The organism is Streptomyces sp. NPDC006385 (assembly GCF_040612485.1).
GTDB lineage: Bacteria > Actinomycetota > Actinomycetes > Streptomycetales > Streptomycetaceae > Streptomyces.
Map to the genome: position 1 here is coordinate 106,302 of NZ_JBEXQG010000006.1, position 15,719 is coordinate 122,020.

A 15,719-nucleotide genomic window follows, 5' to 3' on the forward strand; every position below is an offset into this window, starting at 1 on the left:
GGGCCGCTGCCGTACAGGTGGGCACCGCGTCAGCGCACGAACACCCCCGCCTGCCCCGCGAGATCCAGGAAGTACTGCGGCGCCACACCCAGCACGAGCGTGACCGCCACCCCGACCCCGATCGCCGTCATCGTCAGCGGCGACGGCACGGCGACCGTCGGCCCCTCCGGCTTCGGCTCGCTGAAGAACATCAGGACGATGACGCGGATGTAGAAGAACGCCGCGATCGCGGACGAGATCACACCGACCACGACCAGCGGGCCAGCGCCGCCCTCCGCCGCCGCCTTGAACACGGCGAACTTCCCGGCGAAGCCAGAGGTCAGCGGGATACCGGCGAAGGCCAGCAGGAACACCGCGAACACGGCCGCCACCAGGGGCGAACGGCGGCCCAGACCGGCCCATTTGGACAGGTGCGTCGCCTCGCCGCCGGCGTCACGCACCAGCGTCACCACCGCGAACGCCCCGATCGTCACGAACGAGTACGCGGCCAGGTAGAAGAGAACGGACGACACCCCGGACGGCGTGGTCGCGATGACACCCGCGAGGATGAAGCCGGCGTGCGCGATCGACGAGTACGCCAGCAGGCGCTTGATGTCGGTCTGCGTGATCGCGACGATCGCGCCGCCCAGCATGGTGACGATCGCGACGCCCCACATGACCGGCCGCCAGTCCCAGCGCAGGCCGGGCAGCACCACGTACAGGATCCGCAGCAGCGCGCCGAAGGCGGCCACCTTCGTCGCCGCCGCCATGAACCCGGTCACCGGCGTCGGGGCGCCCTGGTAGACGTCCGGCGTCCACATGTGGAAGGGCACCGCGCCCACCTTGAACAGCAGGCCCATCACGATCATCGCGGCGCCGACGAGCAGCAGCGCGTCGTTGCCCATCGTGTCCGCGAGCGCCGGGGTGACGTCCGGGATCGTCCCGTCGACGACCTGCGCGATCGTCGCGTACGACACGGAGCCCGCGTACCCGTACAGCAGCGCGATGCCGAACAGGGTGAACGCGGAGGCGAACGCGCCCAGCAGGAAGTACTTGACCGCGGCCTCCTGCGACATGAGCCGCTTGCGGCGTGCCAGGGCGCACATCAGGTACAGCGGGAGCGAGAAGACTTCCAGGGCGATGAACAGTGTCAGCAGGTCGTTGGCCGCCGGGAAGACCAGCATGCCGGCGACCGCGAACATCAGCAGCGGGAACACCTCGGTGGTGGTGAACCCGGCCTTGACGGCGGCCTTTTCGCTGTCGCTGCCCGGCACGGACGCCGCCTGCGCGGCGAAGGAGTCCACGCGGTTGCCGTGGGCCGCCGGGTCGAGTCGCCGTTCGGCGAAGGTGAACAGGCCCACCAGGGACGCCAGCAGAATCGTGCCCTGCAGGAACAGGGCCGGTCCGTCGACGGCGATCGCGCCCATCGCGGCGATGCCCGACTTGGTCGTGGCGTACCCGCCGGCCGCCAGCGCCACCACCGCGGCGAAAGCCGCGACGAGTGCCACGACGGAGACGAACACCTGGACGTAGTAACGGGACTTGCGCGGGACGACCGCCTCGATCAGCACCCCGATGATCGCCGCGCCGACGACGATCAGGGTGGGCGACAACTGTCCGTATTCGATCTTCGGCGCGTCGATCTTCGAGATCGGGTCGGCCGCGGTTGTCCACAGGCTGTGGACGGCTGATGCGCTCACTTGGCCGCCTCCACCTCGGGCTGGGGGTCCTTCTTCTGTACGTCGGACATGGTCTGCTTGACCGCCGGGTTGACGATGTCCGTGACGGGCTTCGGGTAGACGCCCAGGAAGATCAGCAGTACGACCAGCGGGGCGACGACCACGAGTTCGCGCACCCTGAGGTCGGGCATCGCGGAGACCTCGGGCTTCACCGGGCCCGTCATCGTCCTCTGGTAGAGGACGAGGGTGTAGAGCGCGGCGAGCACGATGCCGAAGGTGGCGATGATGCCGATCACCGGGTAGCGGGTGAACGTGCCGACCAGGACCAGGAATTCACTGACGAACGGTGCCAGTCCCGGCAGCGACAGCGTCGCCAGACCGCCGATCAGGAAGGTACCGGCGAGCACGGGCGCGACCTTCTGCACACCGCCGTAGTCGGCGATGAGCCGCGAGCCGCGCCGCGAGATCAGGAAGCCGGCGACGAGCATCAACGCGGCCGTGGAGATGCCGTGGTTGACCATGTACAGCGTCGCGCCGGACTGGCCCTGGCTGGTCATCGCGAAGATGCCCATGATGATGAATCCGAAGTGCGAGATCGACGCGTAGGCGATCAGGCGCTTCATGTCCCGCTGGCCGACCGCGAGCAGCGCCCCGTAGATGATGCTGATCACGGCCAGCACGAGGATCGCGGGCGTCGCCCACTTGCTCGCCTCCGGGAACAGCTGGAGGCAGAAGCGGAGCATCGCGAAGGTGCCCACCTTGTCGACGACCGCGGTGATGAGGACGGCGACCGGTGCGGTGGCCTCCCCCATCGCGTTGGGCAGCCAGGTGTGCAGCGGCCACAGCGGCGCCTTCACCGCGAAGGCGAAGAAGAAGCCGAGGAACAGCCAGCGTTCGGTGTTCGTCGCCATGTCGAGCGAGCCGTTGGCCCGGGCCTCGGCGATCTCCTGGAGGCTGAAGTTCCCGGCGACCACATAGAGGCCGATCACCGCGGCCAGCATGATCAGACCGCCGACCAGGTTGTAGAGCAGGAACTTCACGGCCGCGTACGACCGCTGCGTCGACGCCACCTTCTCACCGTGCTCGTGGGCACGGTCCCCGAAGCCGCCGATGAGGAAGTACATCGGGATGAGCATGGCTTCGAAGAAGATGTAGAAGAGGAAGACGTCGGTGGCCTCGAACGAGAGGATCACCATCGCCTCGACGGCCAGGATCAGGGCGAAGAAGCCCTGCGTCGGCCGCCACCGGCTGCTGCCGGTCTCCAGCGGGTCGGCGTCGTGCCAGCCCGCGAGGATGATGAACGGGATCAGCAGCGCCGTCAGCGCGATGAGCGCCACCGCGATGCCGTCCACGCCGAGTTCGTAACGGACGCCGAAGTCGGCGATCCAGGCGTGGGATTCGGTGAGCTGGTAGCGGTCGCCGTCGGGGTCGAAGCGGACCAGGACGGTGATCGCGAGGGCGAGTGTGGCCAGTGAGACGAGCAGCGCCAGCCACTTGGCGACGGTGCGCTGCGCGGCCGGTACGGCGGCCGTGGCGATCGCCCCGATCGCCGGGAGCACCGCCGTGGCTGTCAGCAGAGGAAAGGACATCGGTATCAGACCGCCCTCATCAGCAGGGTCGCGGCGATGAGGATCGCCGCACCGCCGAACATCGAGACCGCGTACGACCGCGCGAAGCCGTTCTGCAGCCTGCGCATCCGTCCGGACAGGCCGCCCATGGAGGCCGCCGTGCCGTTGACGACGCCGTCGACCAGGGTGTGGTCGACGTACACCAGGGAGCGTGTGAGGTGCTCGCCGCCGCGCACCAGGACGACGTGGTTGAAGTCGTCCTGGAGCAGGTCGCGCCGGGCGGCCCGGGTGAGCAGCGATCCGCGCGGGGCGATGACCGGGACCGGGCGGCGGCCGTACTGGGCGTAGGCGACGGCGACACCGATGACCATGCACGCCACGGTCGCGGCGGTGACCGCTCCCGCGCTGATCGGCGGATGGCCGTGGGCGTGCCCGGTGATGGGCTCCAGCCAGTGGATGAAGCGGTCGCCGATGCTGAAGAACGCACCGCCGGCGACCGACCCGACGGCCAGCACGATCATCGGGATCGTCATGACCTTCGGCGACTCGTGCGGGTGCGGCTCCGCGTGCTCGCCGCGCGTCTCGGCGGCGGGCTCCACGCCGGGTTCGGCCGGGGACGCGGTGGAGGTGTGGCGCCAGCGTTCTTCTCCGAAGAACGTCATCAGCATCACGCGGGTCATGTAGTACGCCGTGATGGCCGCGCCCAGCAGCGCGCACCCGCCCAGGATCCAGCCCTCGGTGCCGCCCTTGGCGAACGCCGCCTCGATGATCTTGTCCTTGGAGAAGAAGCCGGACAGACCGGGGAAGCCGATGATGGCGAGGTAGCCGAGGCCGAAGGTGACGAAGGTGACCGGCATGTACTTGCGCAGGCCGCCGTACTTGCGCATGTCGACCTCGTCGTTCATGCCGTGCATGACGGAACCCGCGCCGAGGAACAGCCCGGCCTTGAAGAAGCCGTGCGTCACCAGGTGCATGATCGCGAAGACGTAGCCGATGGGGCCGAGGCCCGCGGCGAGGATCATGTAGCCGATCTGCGACATGGTCGAGCCGGCCAGCGCCTTCTTGATGTCGTCCTTCGCGCAACCGACGATCGCACCGAAGAGGAGCGTGACGGCGCCGACGATGGTGACCAACAACTGCGCGTCGGGCGCGGCGTTGAAGATGGCTCCGGAGCGGACGATCAGGTAGACGCCCGCGGTCACCATCGTCGCGGCGTGGATGAGGGCCGAGACCGGGGTCGGGCCCTCCATCGCGTCCCCGAGCCAGGACTGCAGCGGCACCTGGGCGGACTTGCCGCAGGCGGCCAGCAGCAGCATCAGACCGATGGCGGTGAGCTTGCCCTCGTTCGCGTCACCGACCAGGCCGGCCTCCCCGTGGGTGCCGAGCACCGGCCCGAAGGCGAAGGTGCCGAACCACAGGAACATCAGCATGATCGCGATCGACAGGCCCATGTCGCCGACGCGGTTGACCAGGAAGGCCTTCTTCGCGGCCGTCGCGGCGCTGGGCTTGTGCTGCCAGAAGCCGATGAGCAGGTAGGAGGCGAGACCGACGCCCTCCCAGCCGACGTACAGCAGCAGGTAGTTGTCGGCGAGGACGAGCAGCAGCATCGCCGCGAGGAACAGGTTCAGATAGCCGAAGAAGCGGCGGCGCCGCTCGTCGTGCTCCATGTACCCGACCGAGTACAGGTGGATCAGCGAGCCGACACCGGTGATCAGCAGCACGAACGTCATCGACAGCTGGTCGAGGCGGAAGGCGATGTCCGCCTGGAACCCCTCGACCGGGACCCAGCTGAACAGGTGACTCGTCAGGGTCCGGTGTTCGGTGTCCTTGCCGAGCAGGTCGGCGAAGAGGATCACACCGAAGGCGAAGGAGACGAACGACAGGAGCGTGCCGATCCAGTGGCCGACGGCGTCGAGACGCCGGCCACCGCACAGCAGGACGGCCGCTCCGAGCAAGGGCGCCGCGACCAGCAGCGCAATCAGGTTCTCCACGATTCTTCCGACCCCTCAGAGCTTCATCAGGCTGGCGTCGTCGACCGAGGCCGAATGGCGGGAACGGAACAGCGACACGATGATCGCGAGCCCGACGACGACCTCCGCGGCGGCGACGACCATCGTGAAGAAGGCGATGATCTGGCCGTCGAGATTGCCGTGCATCCGGGAGAAGGCGACGAGCGTGAGGTTGCAGGCGTTGAGCATGAGCTCGATGCACATGAAGACGACGATCGCATTGCGCCTGATCAGCACCCCGGTGGCGCCGATCGTGAACAACAGGGCGGCGAGATAGAGGTAGTTGACCGGATTCACTTGGACGCCTCCTCCGGCCGCTTGAAGGTCGACGGCTCGATCGCGGTCCGCCCCAGGCGTTCCTCAGCGCGCTGTTCGAGCGCCCGCAGGTCGTTGAGCGCCTCGGTGGACACGTCCCGGATCTGGCCGCGCTCGCGCAGCGTCTTGCTGACCGTGAGGTCGGACGGGGTGCCGTCGGGCAGCAGGCCCGCGATGTCCACGGCGTTGTGCCGGGCGTACACACCGGGCGCCGGCAGCGGCGGGACGTGCTTTCCTTCCCGGACGCGCTGCTCGGACAGCTCGCGCTGGGTCTTGGCACGCTCGGTGCGCTCGCGGTGGGTGAGCACCATGGCGCCGACGGCGGCCGTGATCAGCAGGGCGCCGGTGATCTCGAACGCGAAGACGTACTTGGTGAACAGGAGGGTCGCGATGCCCTCCACATTGCCGTTCGCGTTCGCCTGGGCGAGGCCGTTGAACTCCTTCAGGGAGGCGTTCCCGATGCCCGCGGTCAGCAGGACACCGAAGCCGAGCCCGCACAGAAGGGCCAGCCAGCGCTGGCCCTTGATGGTCTCCTTCAGGGAGTCAGCGGCCGTGACACCGACGAGCATCACCACGAACAGGAACAGCATCATGATCGCGCCGGTGTAGACGACGATCTGCACGATGCCCAGGAAGTAGGCGCCGTTGGCGAGATAGAACACCGCCAGAACGATCATGGTCCCGGCGAGGCAGAGCGCGCTGTGCACGGCCTTCTTCATGAAGACGGTGCACAGGGCGCCGATGACGGCGACGGTGCCGAGGATCCAGAACTGGACGGCCTCTCCGGTCGAGGTGGAGTAGGCGGCGAGCTGCTCGGTCATCGGCCGATCACCTTCCCCGACGCCGGTTCTTCCTCACCGAAGGTCGACTCGGCTTCCTGAGGGACCTCGCCCTTGGACAGCGCGACCTGCCGGGTCGTGCCCGGCGCGGCCTCCGTCACCAGCCCGCGGTAGTAGTCCTGCTCATCGGTCCCCGGATAGATGGCGTGGGGGGTGTCCACCATGCCGTCCTCGAGGCCGGCGAGCAGCTGCTCCTTGGTGTAGATGAGGTTGGCGCGGCTGGAGTCCGCGAGTTCGAACTCGTTGGTCATCGTGAGCGCACGCGTGGGGCACGCCTCGATGCACAGGCCGCACAGGATGCAGCGCGCGTAGTTGATCTGGTACACGCGGCCGTACCGCTCGCCCGGCGAGTAACGCTCCTCGTCGGTGTTGTCGGCGCCTTCCACATAGATGGCGTCGGCGGGGCAGGCCCAGGCGCACAGTTCACAGCCGACGCACTTCTCCAGGCCGTCCGGATGGCGGTTGAGCTGGTGCCGTCCGTGGAAGCGGGGAGCGGTGGTCTTCTGCTGCTCCGGGTACTGCTCCGTCAGCCGCTTCTTGAACATGGCCTTGAAGGTCACGCCGAAGCCGGCCACGGGGTTCAGGAAACCGGGCTTGGTCTCCTTGGGCTCCTCAGCCATCGGACGCCTCCTTTCCATCCAGAGATCCATCACTCTGAGTATCGGACCCACCACTGACAATCAGCTCCCGCTCGCGGCGCGGGCGGCGCCGGGGCACCGGAGGAAGGTCCTGTCCGGGCAGGGGCGGTACGGGGAATCCGCCCGCCATCGCGTCGAAGGCGGCGGGTTCCTCACCGGGCTGCGCGGCCGCTTTCGCCCGCTCGCGGAACATGTCCACGACGAAGGAGAGGAGCAGCAGCCCGAGGACGCCCCCGGCGACGTAGAGGGCGATGTCGGCGAACTCGTAGCCCTCGTTCCGCAGGCTCCGCACGGTCGCGACAAGCATCAGCCAGACGACGGAGACCGGGATGAGGACCTTCCAGCCGAGCTTCATCAGCTGGTCGTAGCGGACCCGCGGGAGCGTGCCGCGCAGCCAGATGAAGAAGAACAGCAGCAACTGGACCTTGACCACGAACCAGAGCAGCGGCCACCAGCCGTGGTTCGCGCCCTCCCAGAAGGCACTGACCGGATACGGGGCCCGCCAGCCGCCCAGGAAGAGCGTCACCGACACGGCCGAGACCGTCACCATGTTCACGTACTCGGCGAGCATGAACATCGCGAACTTGATCGACGAGTACTCGGTGTTGAAGCCGCCGACGAGGTCGCCCTCGGACTCCGGCATGTCGAAGGGGGCGCGGTTGGTCTCGCCGACCATCGTCACGATGTAGATCAGGAAGGAGACCGGCAGCAAGATGATGTACCAGCGGTCCTGCTGTGCCTCGACGATCGCCGAGGTCGACATCGAACCGGAGTAGAGGAACACCGACGCGAAGGCGGCGCCCATGGCGATCTCGTACGAGATCATCTGCGCGCAGGAACGCAGGCCGCCGAGCAGCGGGTAGGTTGATCCAGAACTCCACCCCGCGAGCACGATGCCGTAGATGCCGACCGAGGCGACCGCGAGGATGTAGAGCATCGCGATCGGCAGGTCGGTGAGCTGCATGGTGGTGCGCTGGCCGAAGATCGAGATCTCGTTGCCGGCCGGGCCGAAGGGGATCACCGCGATCGCCATGAAGGCCGGGATGGCCGCGACGATCGGCGCGAGGACGTAGACCACCTTGTCCGCGCGCTTGACGATGACGTCTTCCTTGAGCATCAGCTTGATGCCGTCGGCGAGTGACTGGAGCATGCCCCAGGGGCCGTGCCGGTTGGGGCCGATGCGCAGCTGCATCCAGGCGACGACCTTGCGCTCCCAGACGATGGAGAACAGCACGGTCACCATCAGGAAGGCGAAGCAGAACACCGCCTTGATGACGACCAGCCACCAGGGGTCGCGACCGAACATCGAGAGGTCTTCAGCGGCGAGGAACGGGCTCATGCCTCCACCTCCTCGGGGGCCTCGGTCGCGAGGGTCGCCGGACCGATGCGGACGAGTGAGCCGGGCAGCGCCCCGGTGTCGGAGGCGACGCCATGGCCCACGGAGTTCAGCGGGAGCCAGACCACGCGGTCGGGCATCGCCGTGATCTTGAGCGGCAGTTCGGCGACCCCGGCGGGGCCGGTCACGGCCAGTACGTCGCCGTCCTTGACGCCGACCTCGGCGGCCGTGGCGGCCGACAGCCGCGCGTAGGCGGCGTGCCGGGTACCGGCGAGCGCCTCGTCGCCCTCCTGGAGGAGGCCCTGGTCGAGCAGCAGCCGGTGCCCGGCCAGGACGGCCTCACCGGCGGCCGGCCGCGGCAACTGGGCGGCGCTTTCCAGGGGTGCGGTCGCCCGTGGTCCGTCCCAGGATCCGAGCCGGTCGATCTCCGCGCGCGTGGTGCGCAGATCCGGCAGGCCCAGGTGTACGTCCATGGCGTCGGCCAGCATCTGCAGCACGCGCGCGTCGGTCGGTGCCAGGCGGCGGGTCATCTGGTCGGGCTTGAGCGCGGCCTCGAAGAAGCGCACCCTGCCTTCCCAGTTGAGGAAGGTGCCGGCCTTCTCCGCGACCGCGGCGACGGGCAGGACGACGTCGGCGAGCTCGGTCACCTCGCCGGGCCGCAGCTCCAGCGACACCACGAAGCCGACCTCGGCGAGCGCCTCACGCGCGCGTGCCGGATCCGGCAGGTCGGCGACCTCGACGCCCGCGACGAGCAGCGCCTGGAGTTCGCCGGACGCGGCGGCCTCGACGATCTGGCCGGTGTCGCGGCCGTAGCGGTGCGGCAGTTCGGCCAGGCCCCAGACGGCGGCGACCTCGTCACGCGCGCGTGGATCGGTCGCCGGACGTCCGCCCGGCAGCAGCGACGGCAGCGCACCCGCCTCGACGGCACCGCGTTCGCCCGCCCGGCGCGGGATCCACACCAGCTCGGCGCCGGTCGCGGACGCGGCCCGTACGGCGGCGGTGAGTCCGCCCGCCACTGCGGCCAGCCGCTCGCCGACGACGATCACCGCGCCCTCGGTGCGCAGTGCTTCGGACGCCCTCGACCCGGCCTCGTCCAGGCCGACTCCGCCGGCGAGCGCGTCCAGCCACTCGGTCTCGGTGCCGGGGGCGGCCGGCAGCAGTGTGCCGCCTGCCTTCTCCAGGCCGCGCGTGGCGTGCGTGGCGAGCGAGAAGACCTTCTGGCCGTGCTTGCGCCAGGCCTTGCGCAGCCGCAGGAAGACGCCGGGCGCCTCCTCCTCGGCCTCGAACCCTGCCAGCAGGACGGCCGGTGCCTTCTCCAGGGCCGTGTACGTGACGCCCGTACCGTCGAGGTCCCGGCCGTGACCCGCGACCCGGGCCGCCAGGAAGTCGGCTTCCTCGCCACTGTGCACGCGCGCGCGGAAGTCGATGTCGTTGGTGTCGAGCGCCACGCGCGCGAACTTGCTGTACGCGTAGGCGTCCTCGATGGTGAGACGGCCGCCGGTCAGGACACCGGTCCGGCCGCGTGAGGCGAGCAGGCCCTGGGCCGCGATCTGCAGCGCCTCCGGCCAGGAGGCCGGTTCGAGATCGCCCTCGGCGTTGCGCACGAGCGGCGTCTGAAGCCGGTCACGCTGCTGGGCGTACCGGAACGCGAACCGCCCCTTGTCGCAGATCCACTCCTCGTTGACCTCGGGGTCGTCGGCCGCGAGCCGCCGCATGACCTTGCCGCGCCGGTGGTCCGTACGCGTCGCGCAGCCGCCGGAGCAGTGCTCGCACACCGACGGCGAGGAGACGAGGTCGAAGGGGCGGGAGCGGAACCGGTAGGCCGCCGAGGTGAGCGCGCCGACCGGGCAGATCTGGATGGTGTTGCCGGAGAAGTACGACTCGAACGGGTCGCCCTCACCGGTGCCGACCTGCTGCAGCGCGCCCCGCTCGACCAGCTCGATCATCGGGTCGCCCGCGACCTGGTTGGAGAACCGGGTGCAGCGGGCGCACAGCACGCACCGCTCACGGTCGAGCAGCACCTGCGTGGAGATCGGGACCGGCTTCTCGTACGTCCGCTTCCTTCCCTCGAAGCGGGACTCGGCGTGCCCGTGCGACATGGCCTGGTTCTGCAGCGGACACTCACCGCCCTTGTCGCAGACCGGGCAGTCCAGCGGGTGGTTGATGAGCAGGAGCTCCATCACACCCTTCTGGGCCTTCTCCGCGACCGGCGAGGTCAGGTGCGTCTTGACCACCATGCCGTCGGTGCAGGTGATCGTGCAGGACGCCATCGGCTTGCGCTGGCCCTCGACCTCGACGATGCACTGGCGGCAGGCGCCGGCCGGGTCGAGGAGCGGATGGTCGCAGAAGCGGGGGATCTCGATGCCGAGTTGCTCGGCGGCCCGGATGACCAGGGTGCCCTTCGGCACGCTGATGTCGACGCCGTCGATGGTCAGCGAGACGAGGTCTTCCGGCGGGACCGCCGCCTCTCCCCCTCCGGAGGGAGCGCTGGTGGTCACAGTCATGCGTTCACCTCCGTGCGGTGGTCGGCCCAGGCCGTCGACTTGGCCGGGTCGAAGGGGCAGCCGCGGCCCGTGATGTGCTGCTCGTACTCCTCGCGGAAGTACTTCAGCGAGGAGAAGATCGGCGAGGCGGCACCGTCGCCGAGGGCACAGAAGGACTTGCCGTTGATGTTGTCGGCGATGTCGTTCAGCTTGTCGAGGTCACTCATGACGCCCTTGCCGGCCTCGATGTCGCGCAGCAACTGCACCAGCCAGTACGTGCCTTCGCGGCAGGGTGTGCACTTGCCGCAGGACTCATGGGCGTAGAACTCGGTCCAGCGGGTGACGGCGCGGACGACGCAGGTCGTCTCGTCGAAGCACTGGAGCGCCTTCGTGCCGAGCATGGAACCAGCGGCGCCCACTCCTTCGTAGTCAAGAGGGACGTCGAGGTGCTCGTCGGTGAACATCGGCGTCGAGGAGCCGCCCGGTGTCCAGAACTTCAGGCGGTGTCCGGGGCGCATCCCGCCGCTCATCTCCAAAAGCTGGCGGAGCGTGATGCCGAGGGGGGCCTCGTACTGGCCGGGGCTCGCGACATGGCCGCTGAGCGAGTAGAGCGTGAAGCCCGGGGACTTCTCACTGCCCATCGACCTGAACCAGTCTTTGCCCCGATGCAGAATCGCGGGAACCGAGGCGATCGACTCGACGTTGTTCACAACAGTCGGGCAGGCGTAGAGACCTGCCACAGCAGGGAAGGGGGGACGCAGCCGCGGTTGACCACGACGGCCTTCGAGCGAGTCGAGCAGTGCGGTCTCCTCACCGCAGATGTACGCGCCCGCGCCCGCGTGCACGGTGAGTTCGAGGTCGAGGCCACTGCCGAGGATGTTCTCGCCGAGGTAGCCGGCCGCATAGGCCTCGCTCACGGCCGAGTGCAACCGCCGCAGCACGGGGACGACTTCACCACGCAGATAGATGAAGGCATGCGACGACCTGATGGCATAACAGGCGATGACGATGCCCTCGATGAGGCTATGCGGGTTCGCGAAGAGGAGCGGAATGTCCTTGCAGGTTCCGGGCTCCGATTCGTCGGCGTTGACAACTAGATAGTGCGGTTTTCCATCACCCTGCGGAATGAACTGCCATTTCATTCCCGTCGGGAATCCCGCGCCACCGCGCCCGCGCAGACCGGAGTCCTTGACGTACGCGATCAGGTCGTCCGGCGACATGGCGAGCGCCTTGCGGAGCCCCTCGTATCCTTCGTGCCTTCGGTAGACGTCCAGCGTCCAGGACCTGTCCTCGTCCCAGAAGGCCGACAGCACGGGTGCGAGCAGCTTCTCGGGGCTGTTTTCCTTCAGCTCGGGTGCCAACGTCATCACTCCCCCTCCTCGGCGACAGGCCCTGCCGGGTGGGCTGGGTCGGACGCGGACGATTTCTGCGGCGCGTCGTGCGAGCTGAGGTGTTCAGCCGGCGACGGTTGGTGCACTGTCCTGTCCTGCGGCTCGTCGTGCGGGCCGCCGTCCCGCGGATGGACCACGCGCGCGGGTGCGGCCTCTCCCCTGGCCAGGCGGAGGCCCACCAGCGACGCCGGTCCCGCACTGCCGCTCTCCTCGACGGCCCCGGGCCGCTCGTCGGGGAAGCCGGCCAGGATCCGCGCGGTCTCCTTGAAGGTGCACAGCCGAGCACCGCGCGTCGGCTCGACGTCCCGACCCGCGCGCAGATCGTCGACGAGGCGCTTGGCGCTCGCCGGGGTCTGGTTGTCGAAGAACTCCCAGTTGACCATCACGACCGGTGCGAAGTCGCAGGCCGCGTTGCACTCGATGTGCTCCAGGGTGACCTTGCCGTCGTCGGTGGTCTCGCCGTTGCCGACGCCCAGGTGCTCCTGGAGCTCCTCGAAGATCGCGTCACCGCCCATCACCGCGCACAGAGTGTTGGTGCACACGCCCACCTGGTAGTCACCGCTCGGCTTGCGCCGGTACATGGTGTAGAAGGTGGCGACCGCGGTGACCTCGGCCGTGGTCAGGCCGAGTACGTCGGCACAGAACCGCATGCCGGTGCGCGTGACATGGCCCTCCTCCGACTGCACGAGGTGCAGCAACGGCAGGAGCGCGGACCGGGAGTCCGGGTAGCGGGCGATGACTTCGCGCGCGTCCCTCTCGAGCCGCTCTCGAACGTCGTCCGGGTAGCCGGGCGCGGGCAGTTCGGGCATGCCCAGGCTGACGCCCCGCTCAGAAGAAGAGGTGGTCACCGGTCGACGCCTCCCATCACGGGGTCGATGGACGCCACGGCGACGATGACGTCGGCGACCTGGCCGCCCTCGCACATCGCCGCCATGGCCTGCAGGTTGGTGAAGGAGGGGTCCCGGAAGTGGACCCGGAAGGGGCGGGTGCCGCCGTCGGACACGGCGTGCACACCGAGCTCGCCCTTGGGCGACTCGACGGCCGCGTACGCCTGTCCCGGCGGGACGCGGAAGCCCTCGGTGACCAGCTTGAAGTGGTGGATCAGGGCCTCCATGGAGGTGCCCATGATCTTCTTGATGTGGTCGAGGGAGTTGCCGAGCCCGTCAGGTCCCAGGGCGAGCTGGGCGGGCCAGGCGATCTTCTTGTCGGCGACCATGACCGGGCCGGGCTGGAGCCGGTCCAGGCACTGCTCGACGATCCCCAGCGACTGGCGCATCTCCTCCAGGCGGATCAGGAAGCGCCCGTAGGAGTCGCAGGTGTCGGCGGTCGGGATCTCGAAGTCGTACGTCTCGTAGTCGCAGTACGGCTGTGCCTTGCGCAGGTCGTGCGGCAGGCCGGTGGAGCGCAGGATCGGGCCGGTGGCGCCGAGTGCCATGCAGCCGGCCAGGTCGAGATAGCCGATGTCCTGCATGCGCGCCTTGAAGATGGGGTTCCCGGTGGCGAGCTTGTCGTACTCCGGGAGGTTCTTCTTCATCTTCTTCACGAACTCGCGGATCTGGTCCACCGCGCCGGGCGGCAGGTCCTGGGCGAGTCCGCCGGGGCGGATGTACGCGTGGTTCATCCGCAGGCCCGTGATGAGCTCGTAGATGTCGAGAATCATTTCACGATCACGGAATCCGTAGATCATGATCGTGGTGGCACCGAGTTCCATGCCGCCGGTGGCGATGCACACCAGGTGCGAGGAGAGCCGGTTCAGCTCCATCAGGAGCACCCGGATGATCTTGGCGCGCTCGGTGATCTGGTCCTCGATGCCGAGGAGTTTCTCGACGGCGAGACAGTAGGCGGTCTCGTTGAAGAAGGACGTCAGGTAGTCCATGCGCGTCACGAACGTGGTGCCCTGCGTCCAGGTCCGGTACTCGAGGTTCTTCTCGATGCCGGTGTGGAGATAGCCGATGCCGCAGCGGGCCTCGGTGACGGTCTCACCGTCGATCTCCAGGATCAGGCGGAGCACACCGTGGGTGGAGGGGTGCTGCGGCCCCATGTTGAGGACGATGCGCTCGTCGTCGGCGCGGGCCGCGGCCTGGACGACCTCGTCCCAGTCGCCACCGGTCACCGTGTAAACGGTGCCTTCCGTGGTCTCACGGGCGGATGCTGACTGTGTGCTCACGAGTACGACCTCCGCTGGTCCGGAGCCGGGATCTGGGCGCCCTTGTACTCGACGGGGATGCCGCCGAGGGGGTAGTCCTTGCGCTGCGGGTGGCCCTGCCAGTCGTCCGGCATCATGATCCGCGTCAGGGCGGGATGACCGTCGAAGACGATGCCGAAGAAGTCGTACGTCTCGCGCTCGTGCCAGTCGTTCGTCGGGTACACGGAGACGAGCGACGGGATGTGCGGGTCGCTGTCGGGGGCGCTGACTTCGAGGCGGATCAGCCGGTTGTGGGTGATCGAGCGCAGGTGGTAGACGGCGTGCAGCTCGCGGCCCTTGTCGCTGAGGTAGTGGACACCGCTGACGCCGGTGCACAGTTCGAAGCGCAGGGCCGGGTCGTCGCGCAGGGTGCGGGCGACGCGGACCAGGTGCTCGCGTTCGATGTGGAAGGTGAGTTCGCCGCGGTCGACGACCGTCTTCTCGATGGCGTTCTCGGGGAGGAGGCCCTGTTCCTCCAGGGCGCCCTCCAGCTCGTCGGCGACCTCGTCGAACCAGCCCCCGTAGGGGCGGCTCGCCGGCCCCGGGAGCCGGACCGAGCGGACGAGGCCGCCGTAGCCGGAGGTGTCGCCGCCGTTGTCGGCGCCGAACATGCCGCGCTGGACGCGGATCTCCTCGCCGCCCTGGCCACGCTGGCCGGGGAGGTTGGAGGCGGAGAGGTCCTTCTCGGGGTTGACCCCGTTCGACCCGTTCGCCCCGTTGGTGCCGTTCGCGTCGCTCACTGCAGCAGCCCCTTCATCTCGATCGTGGGCAGGGCCTTGAGCGCCGCTTCCTCCGCCTCGCGGGCCGCCTCCTCGGCGTTCACGCCGAGCTTGGAGGTCTGGATCTTCTGGTGCAGCTTGAGGATGGCGTCCATCAGCATCTCCGGCCGCGGCGGGCAGCCGGGGAGATAGATGTCGACCGGGACGATGTGGTCGACGCCCTGGACGATGGCGTAGTTGTTGAACATGCCGCCCGAGGAGGCGCAGACCCCCATGGAGATCACCCACTTGGGGTTCGGCATCTGGTCGTATACCTGCCTGAGCACCGGCGCCATCTTCTGGCTGACCCGGCCGGCGACGATCATCAGGTCGGCCTGGCGCGGGGATCCGCGGAAGACCTCCATACCGAAGCGCGCCAGGTCGTAGCGGCCGGCGCCGGTGGTCATCATCTCGATGGCGCAGCATGCGAGGCCGAAGGTGGCCGGGAAGACGGATGCCTTGCGCACCCAGCCCGCGGCCTGTTCGACGGTGGTCAGCAGGAATCCGCTCGGCAGCTTTTCTTCGAGTCCCATGTCTTT

At 68.6% G+C, this 15,719-nt stretch carries 13 protein-coding genes; all 13 read right to left on the reverse strand.

Going from position 1 to position 15,719, the window contains the following annotated elements; all coding sequences use genetic code 11:
- Positions 1 to 29 precede the first annotated feature (29 nt).
- From nuoN to ABZ078_RS06690, 13 genes are read right to left on the reverse strand one after another with little or no spacing between them, the layout of a single operon-like run.
- On the reverse strand, positions 30 to 1,679 hold the full coding sequence (gene nuoN / locus ABZ078_RS06630) for an NADH-quinone oxidoreductase subunit NuoN (RefSeq protein ID WP_356572258.1): 1,650 nt from the start codon (positions 1,677 to 1,679) through the stop codon (positions 30 to 32).
- Positions 1,676 to 3,247 (reverse strand): NADH-quinone oxidoreductase subunit M, encoded by a 1,572-nt coding sequence (locus tag ABZ078_RS06635; RefSeq protein WP_356572260.1) that lies wholly within the window; start codon positions 3,245 to 3,247, stop codon positions 1,676 to 1,678. Before ABZ078_RS06635 ends, nuoN begins: the two co-directional genes overlap by 4 nt.
- A gap of 5 nt (positions 3,248 to 3,252) precedes the next feature.
- A complete protein-coding gene (gene nuoL, locus ABZ078_RS06640) occupies positions 3,253 to 5,217 on the reverse strand; it encodes an NADH-quinone oxidoreductase subunit L (RefSeq protein WP_356572262.1) in 1,965 nt (654 codons plus the stop codon).
- Positions 5,218 to 5,232: 15 nt separating this feature from the next.
- Positions 5,233 to 5,532, reverse strand: a complete 300-nt coding sequence (nuoK, locus tag ABZ078_RS06645; RefSeq protein ID WP_003998919.1) for an NADH-quinone oxidoreductase subunit NuoK — start codon at positions 5,530 to 5,532, stop codon at positions 5,233 to 5,235.
- The gene (locus ABZ078_RS06650; protein WP_356572264.1) at positions 5,529 to 6,371 is read right to left on the reverse strand and encodes an NADH-quinone oxidoreductase subunit J; all 843 of its coding nucleotides are present in this window, start codon (positions 6,369 to 6,371) and stop codon (positions 5,529 to 5,531) included. Before ABZ078_RS06650 ends, nuoK begins: the two co-directional genes overlap by 4 nt.
- Positions 6,368 to 7,009 (reverse strand): NADH-quinone oxidoreductase subunit NuoI, encoded by a 642-nt coding sequence (gene nuoI / locus ABZ078_RS06655; RefSeq protein WP_356572265.1) that lies wholly within the window; start codon positions 7,007 to 7,009, stop codon positions 6,368 to 6,370. Before nuoI ends, ABZ078_RS06650 begins: the two co-directional genes overlap by 4 nt.
- Positions 7,002 to 8,366 carry an NADH-quinone oxidoreductase subunit NuoH gene (gene nuoH / locus ABZ078_RS06660; protein WP_356572266.1) on the reverse strand — a complete coding sequence of 455 codons (1,365 nt, stop codon included), beginning with the start codon at positions 8,364 to 8,366 and terminating at the stop codon, positions 7,002 to 7,004. The genes nuoI and nuoH overlap by 8 nt, the downstream gene beginning before the upstream one ends.
- Positions 8,363 to 10,867, reverse strand: coding sequence for an NADH-quinone oxidoreductase subunit G (locus tag ABZ078_RS06665; RefSeq protein ID WP_356572267.1), 2,505 nt, complete (start codon positions 10,865 to 10,867; stop codon positions 8,363 to 8,365). Before ABZ078_RS06665 ends, nuoH begins: the two co-directional genes overlap by 4 nt.
- Positions 10,864 to 12,216: an NADH-quinone oxidoreductase subunit NuoF gene (gene nuoF, locus ABZ078_RS06670; RefSeq protein WP_356572269.1), complete on the reverse strand. Its 1,353-nt coding sequence runs from the start codon at positions 12,214 to 12,216 to the stop codon at positions 10,864 to 10,866. Before nuoF ends, ABZ078_RS06665 begins: the two co-directional genes overlap by 4 nt.
- Positions 12,213 to 13,085 carry an NADH-quinone oxidoreductase subunit NuoE gene (gene nuoE, locus ABZ078_RS06675; RefSeq protein WP_356572271.1) on the reverse strand — a complete coding sequence of 291 codons (873 nt, stop codon included), beginning with the start codon at positions 13,083 to 13,085 and terminating at the stop codon, positions 12,213 to 12,215. The genes nuoF and nuoE overlap by 4 nt, the downstream gene beginning before the upstream one ends.
- Positions 13,082 to 14,404 carry an NADH-quinone oxidoreductase subunit D gene (locus ABZ078_RS06680; protein ID WP_356572273.1) on the reverse strand — a complete coding sequence of 441 codons (1,323 nt, stop codon included), beginning with the start codon at positions 14,402 to 14,404 and terminating at the stop codon, positions 13,082 to 13,084. Before ABZ078_RS06680 ends, nuoE begins: the two co-directional genes overlap by 4 nt.
- On the reverse strand, positions 14,401 to 15,162 hold the full coding sequence (locus tag ABZ078_RS06685; RefSeq protein WP_356572275.1) for an NADH-quinone oxidoreductase subunit C: 762 nt from the start codon (positions 15,160 to 15,162) through the stop codon (positions 14,401 to 14,403). The genes ABZ078_RS06680 and ABZ078_RS06685 overlap by 4 nt, the downstream gene beginning before the upstream one ends.
- Entirely contained in the window at positions 15,159 to 15,713 is a 555-nt protein-coding gene (locus ABZ078_RS06690) for an NADH-quinone oxidoreductase subunit B (RefSeq protein ID WP_062151585.1), read from the reverse strand. The genes ABZ078_RS06685 and ABZ078_RS06690 overlap by 4 nt, the downstream gene beginning before the upstream one ends.
- Positions 15,714 to 15,719: the final 6 nt, after the last annotated feature.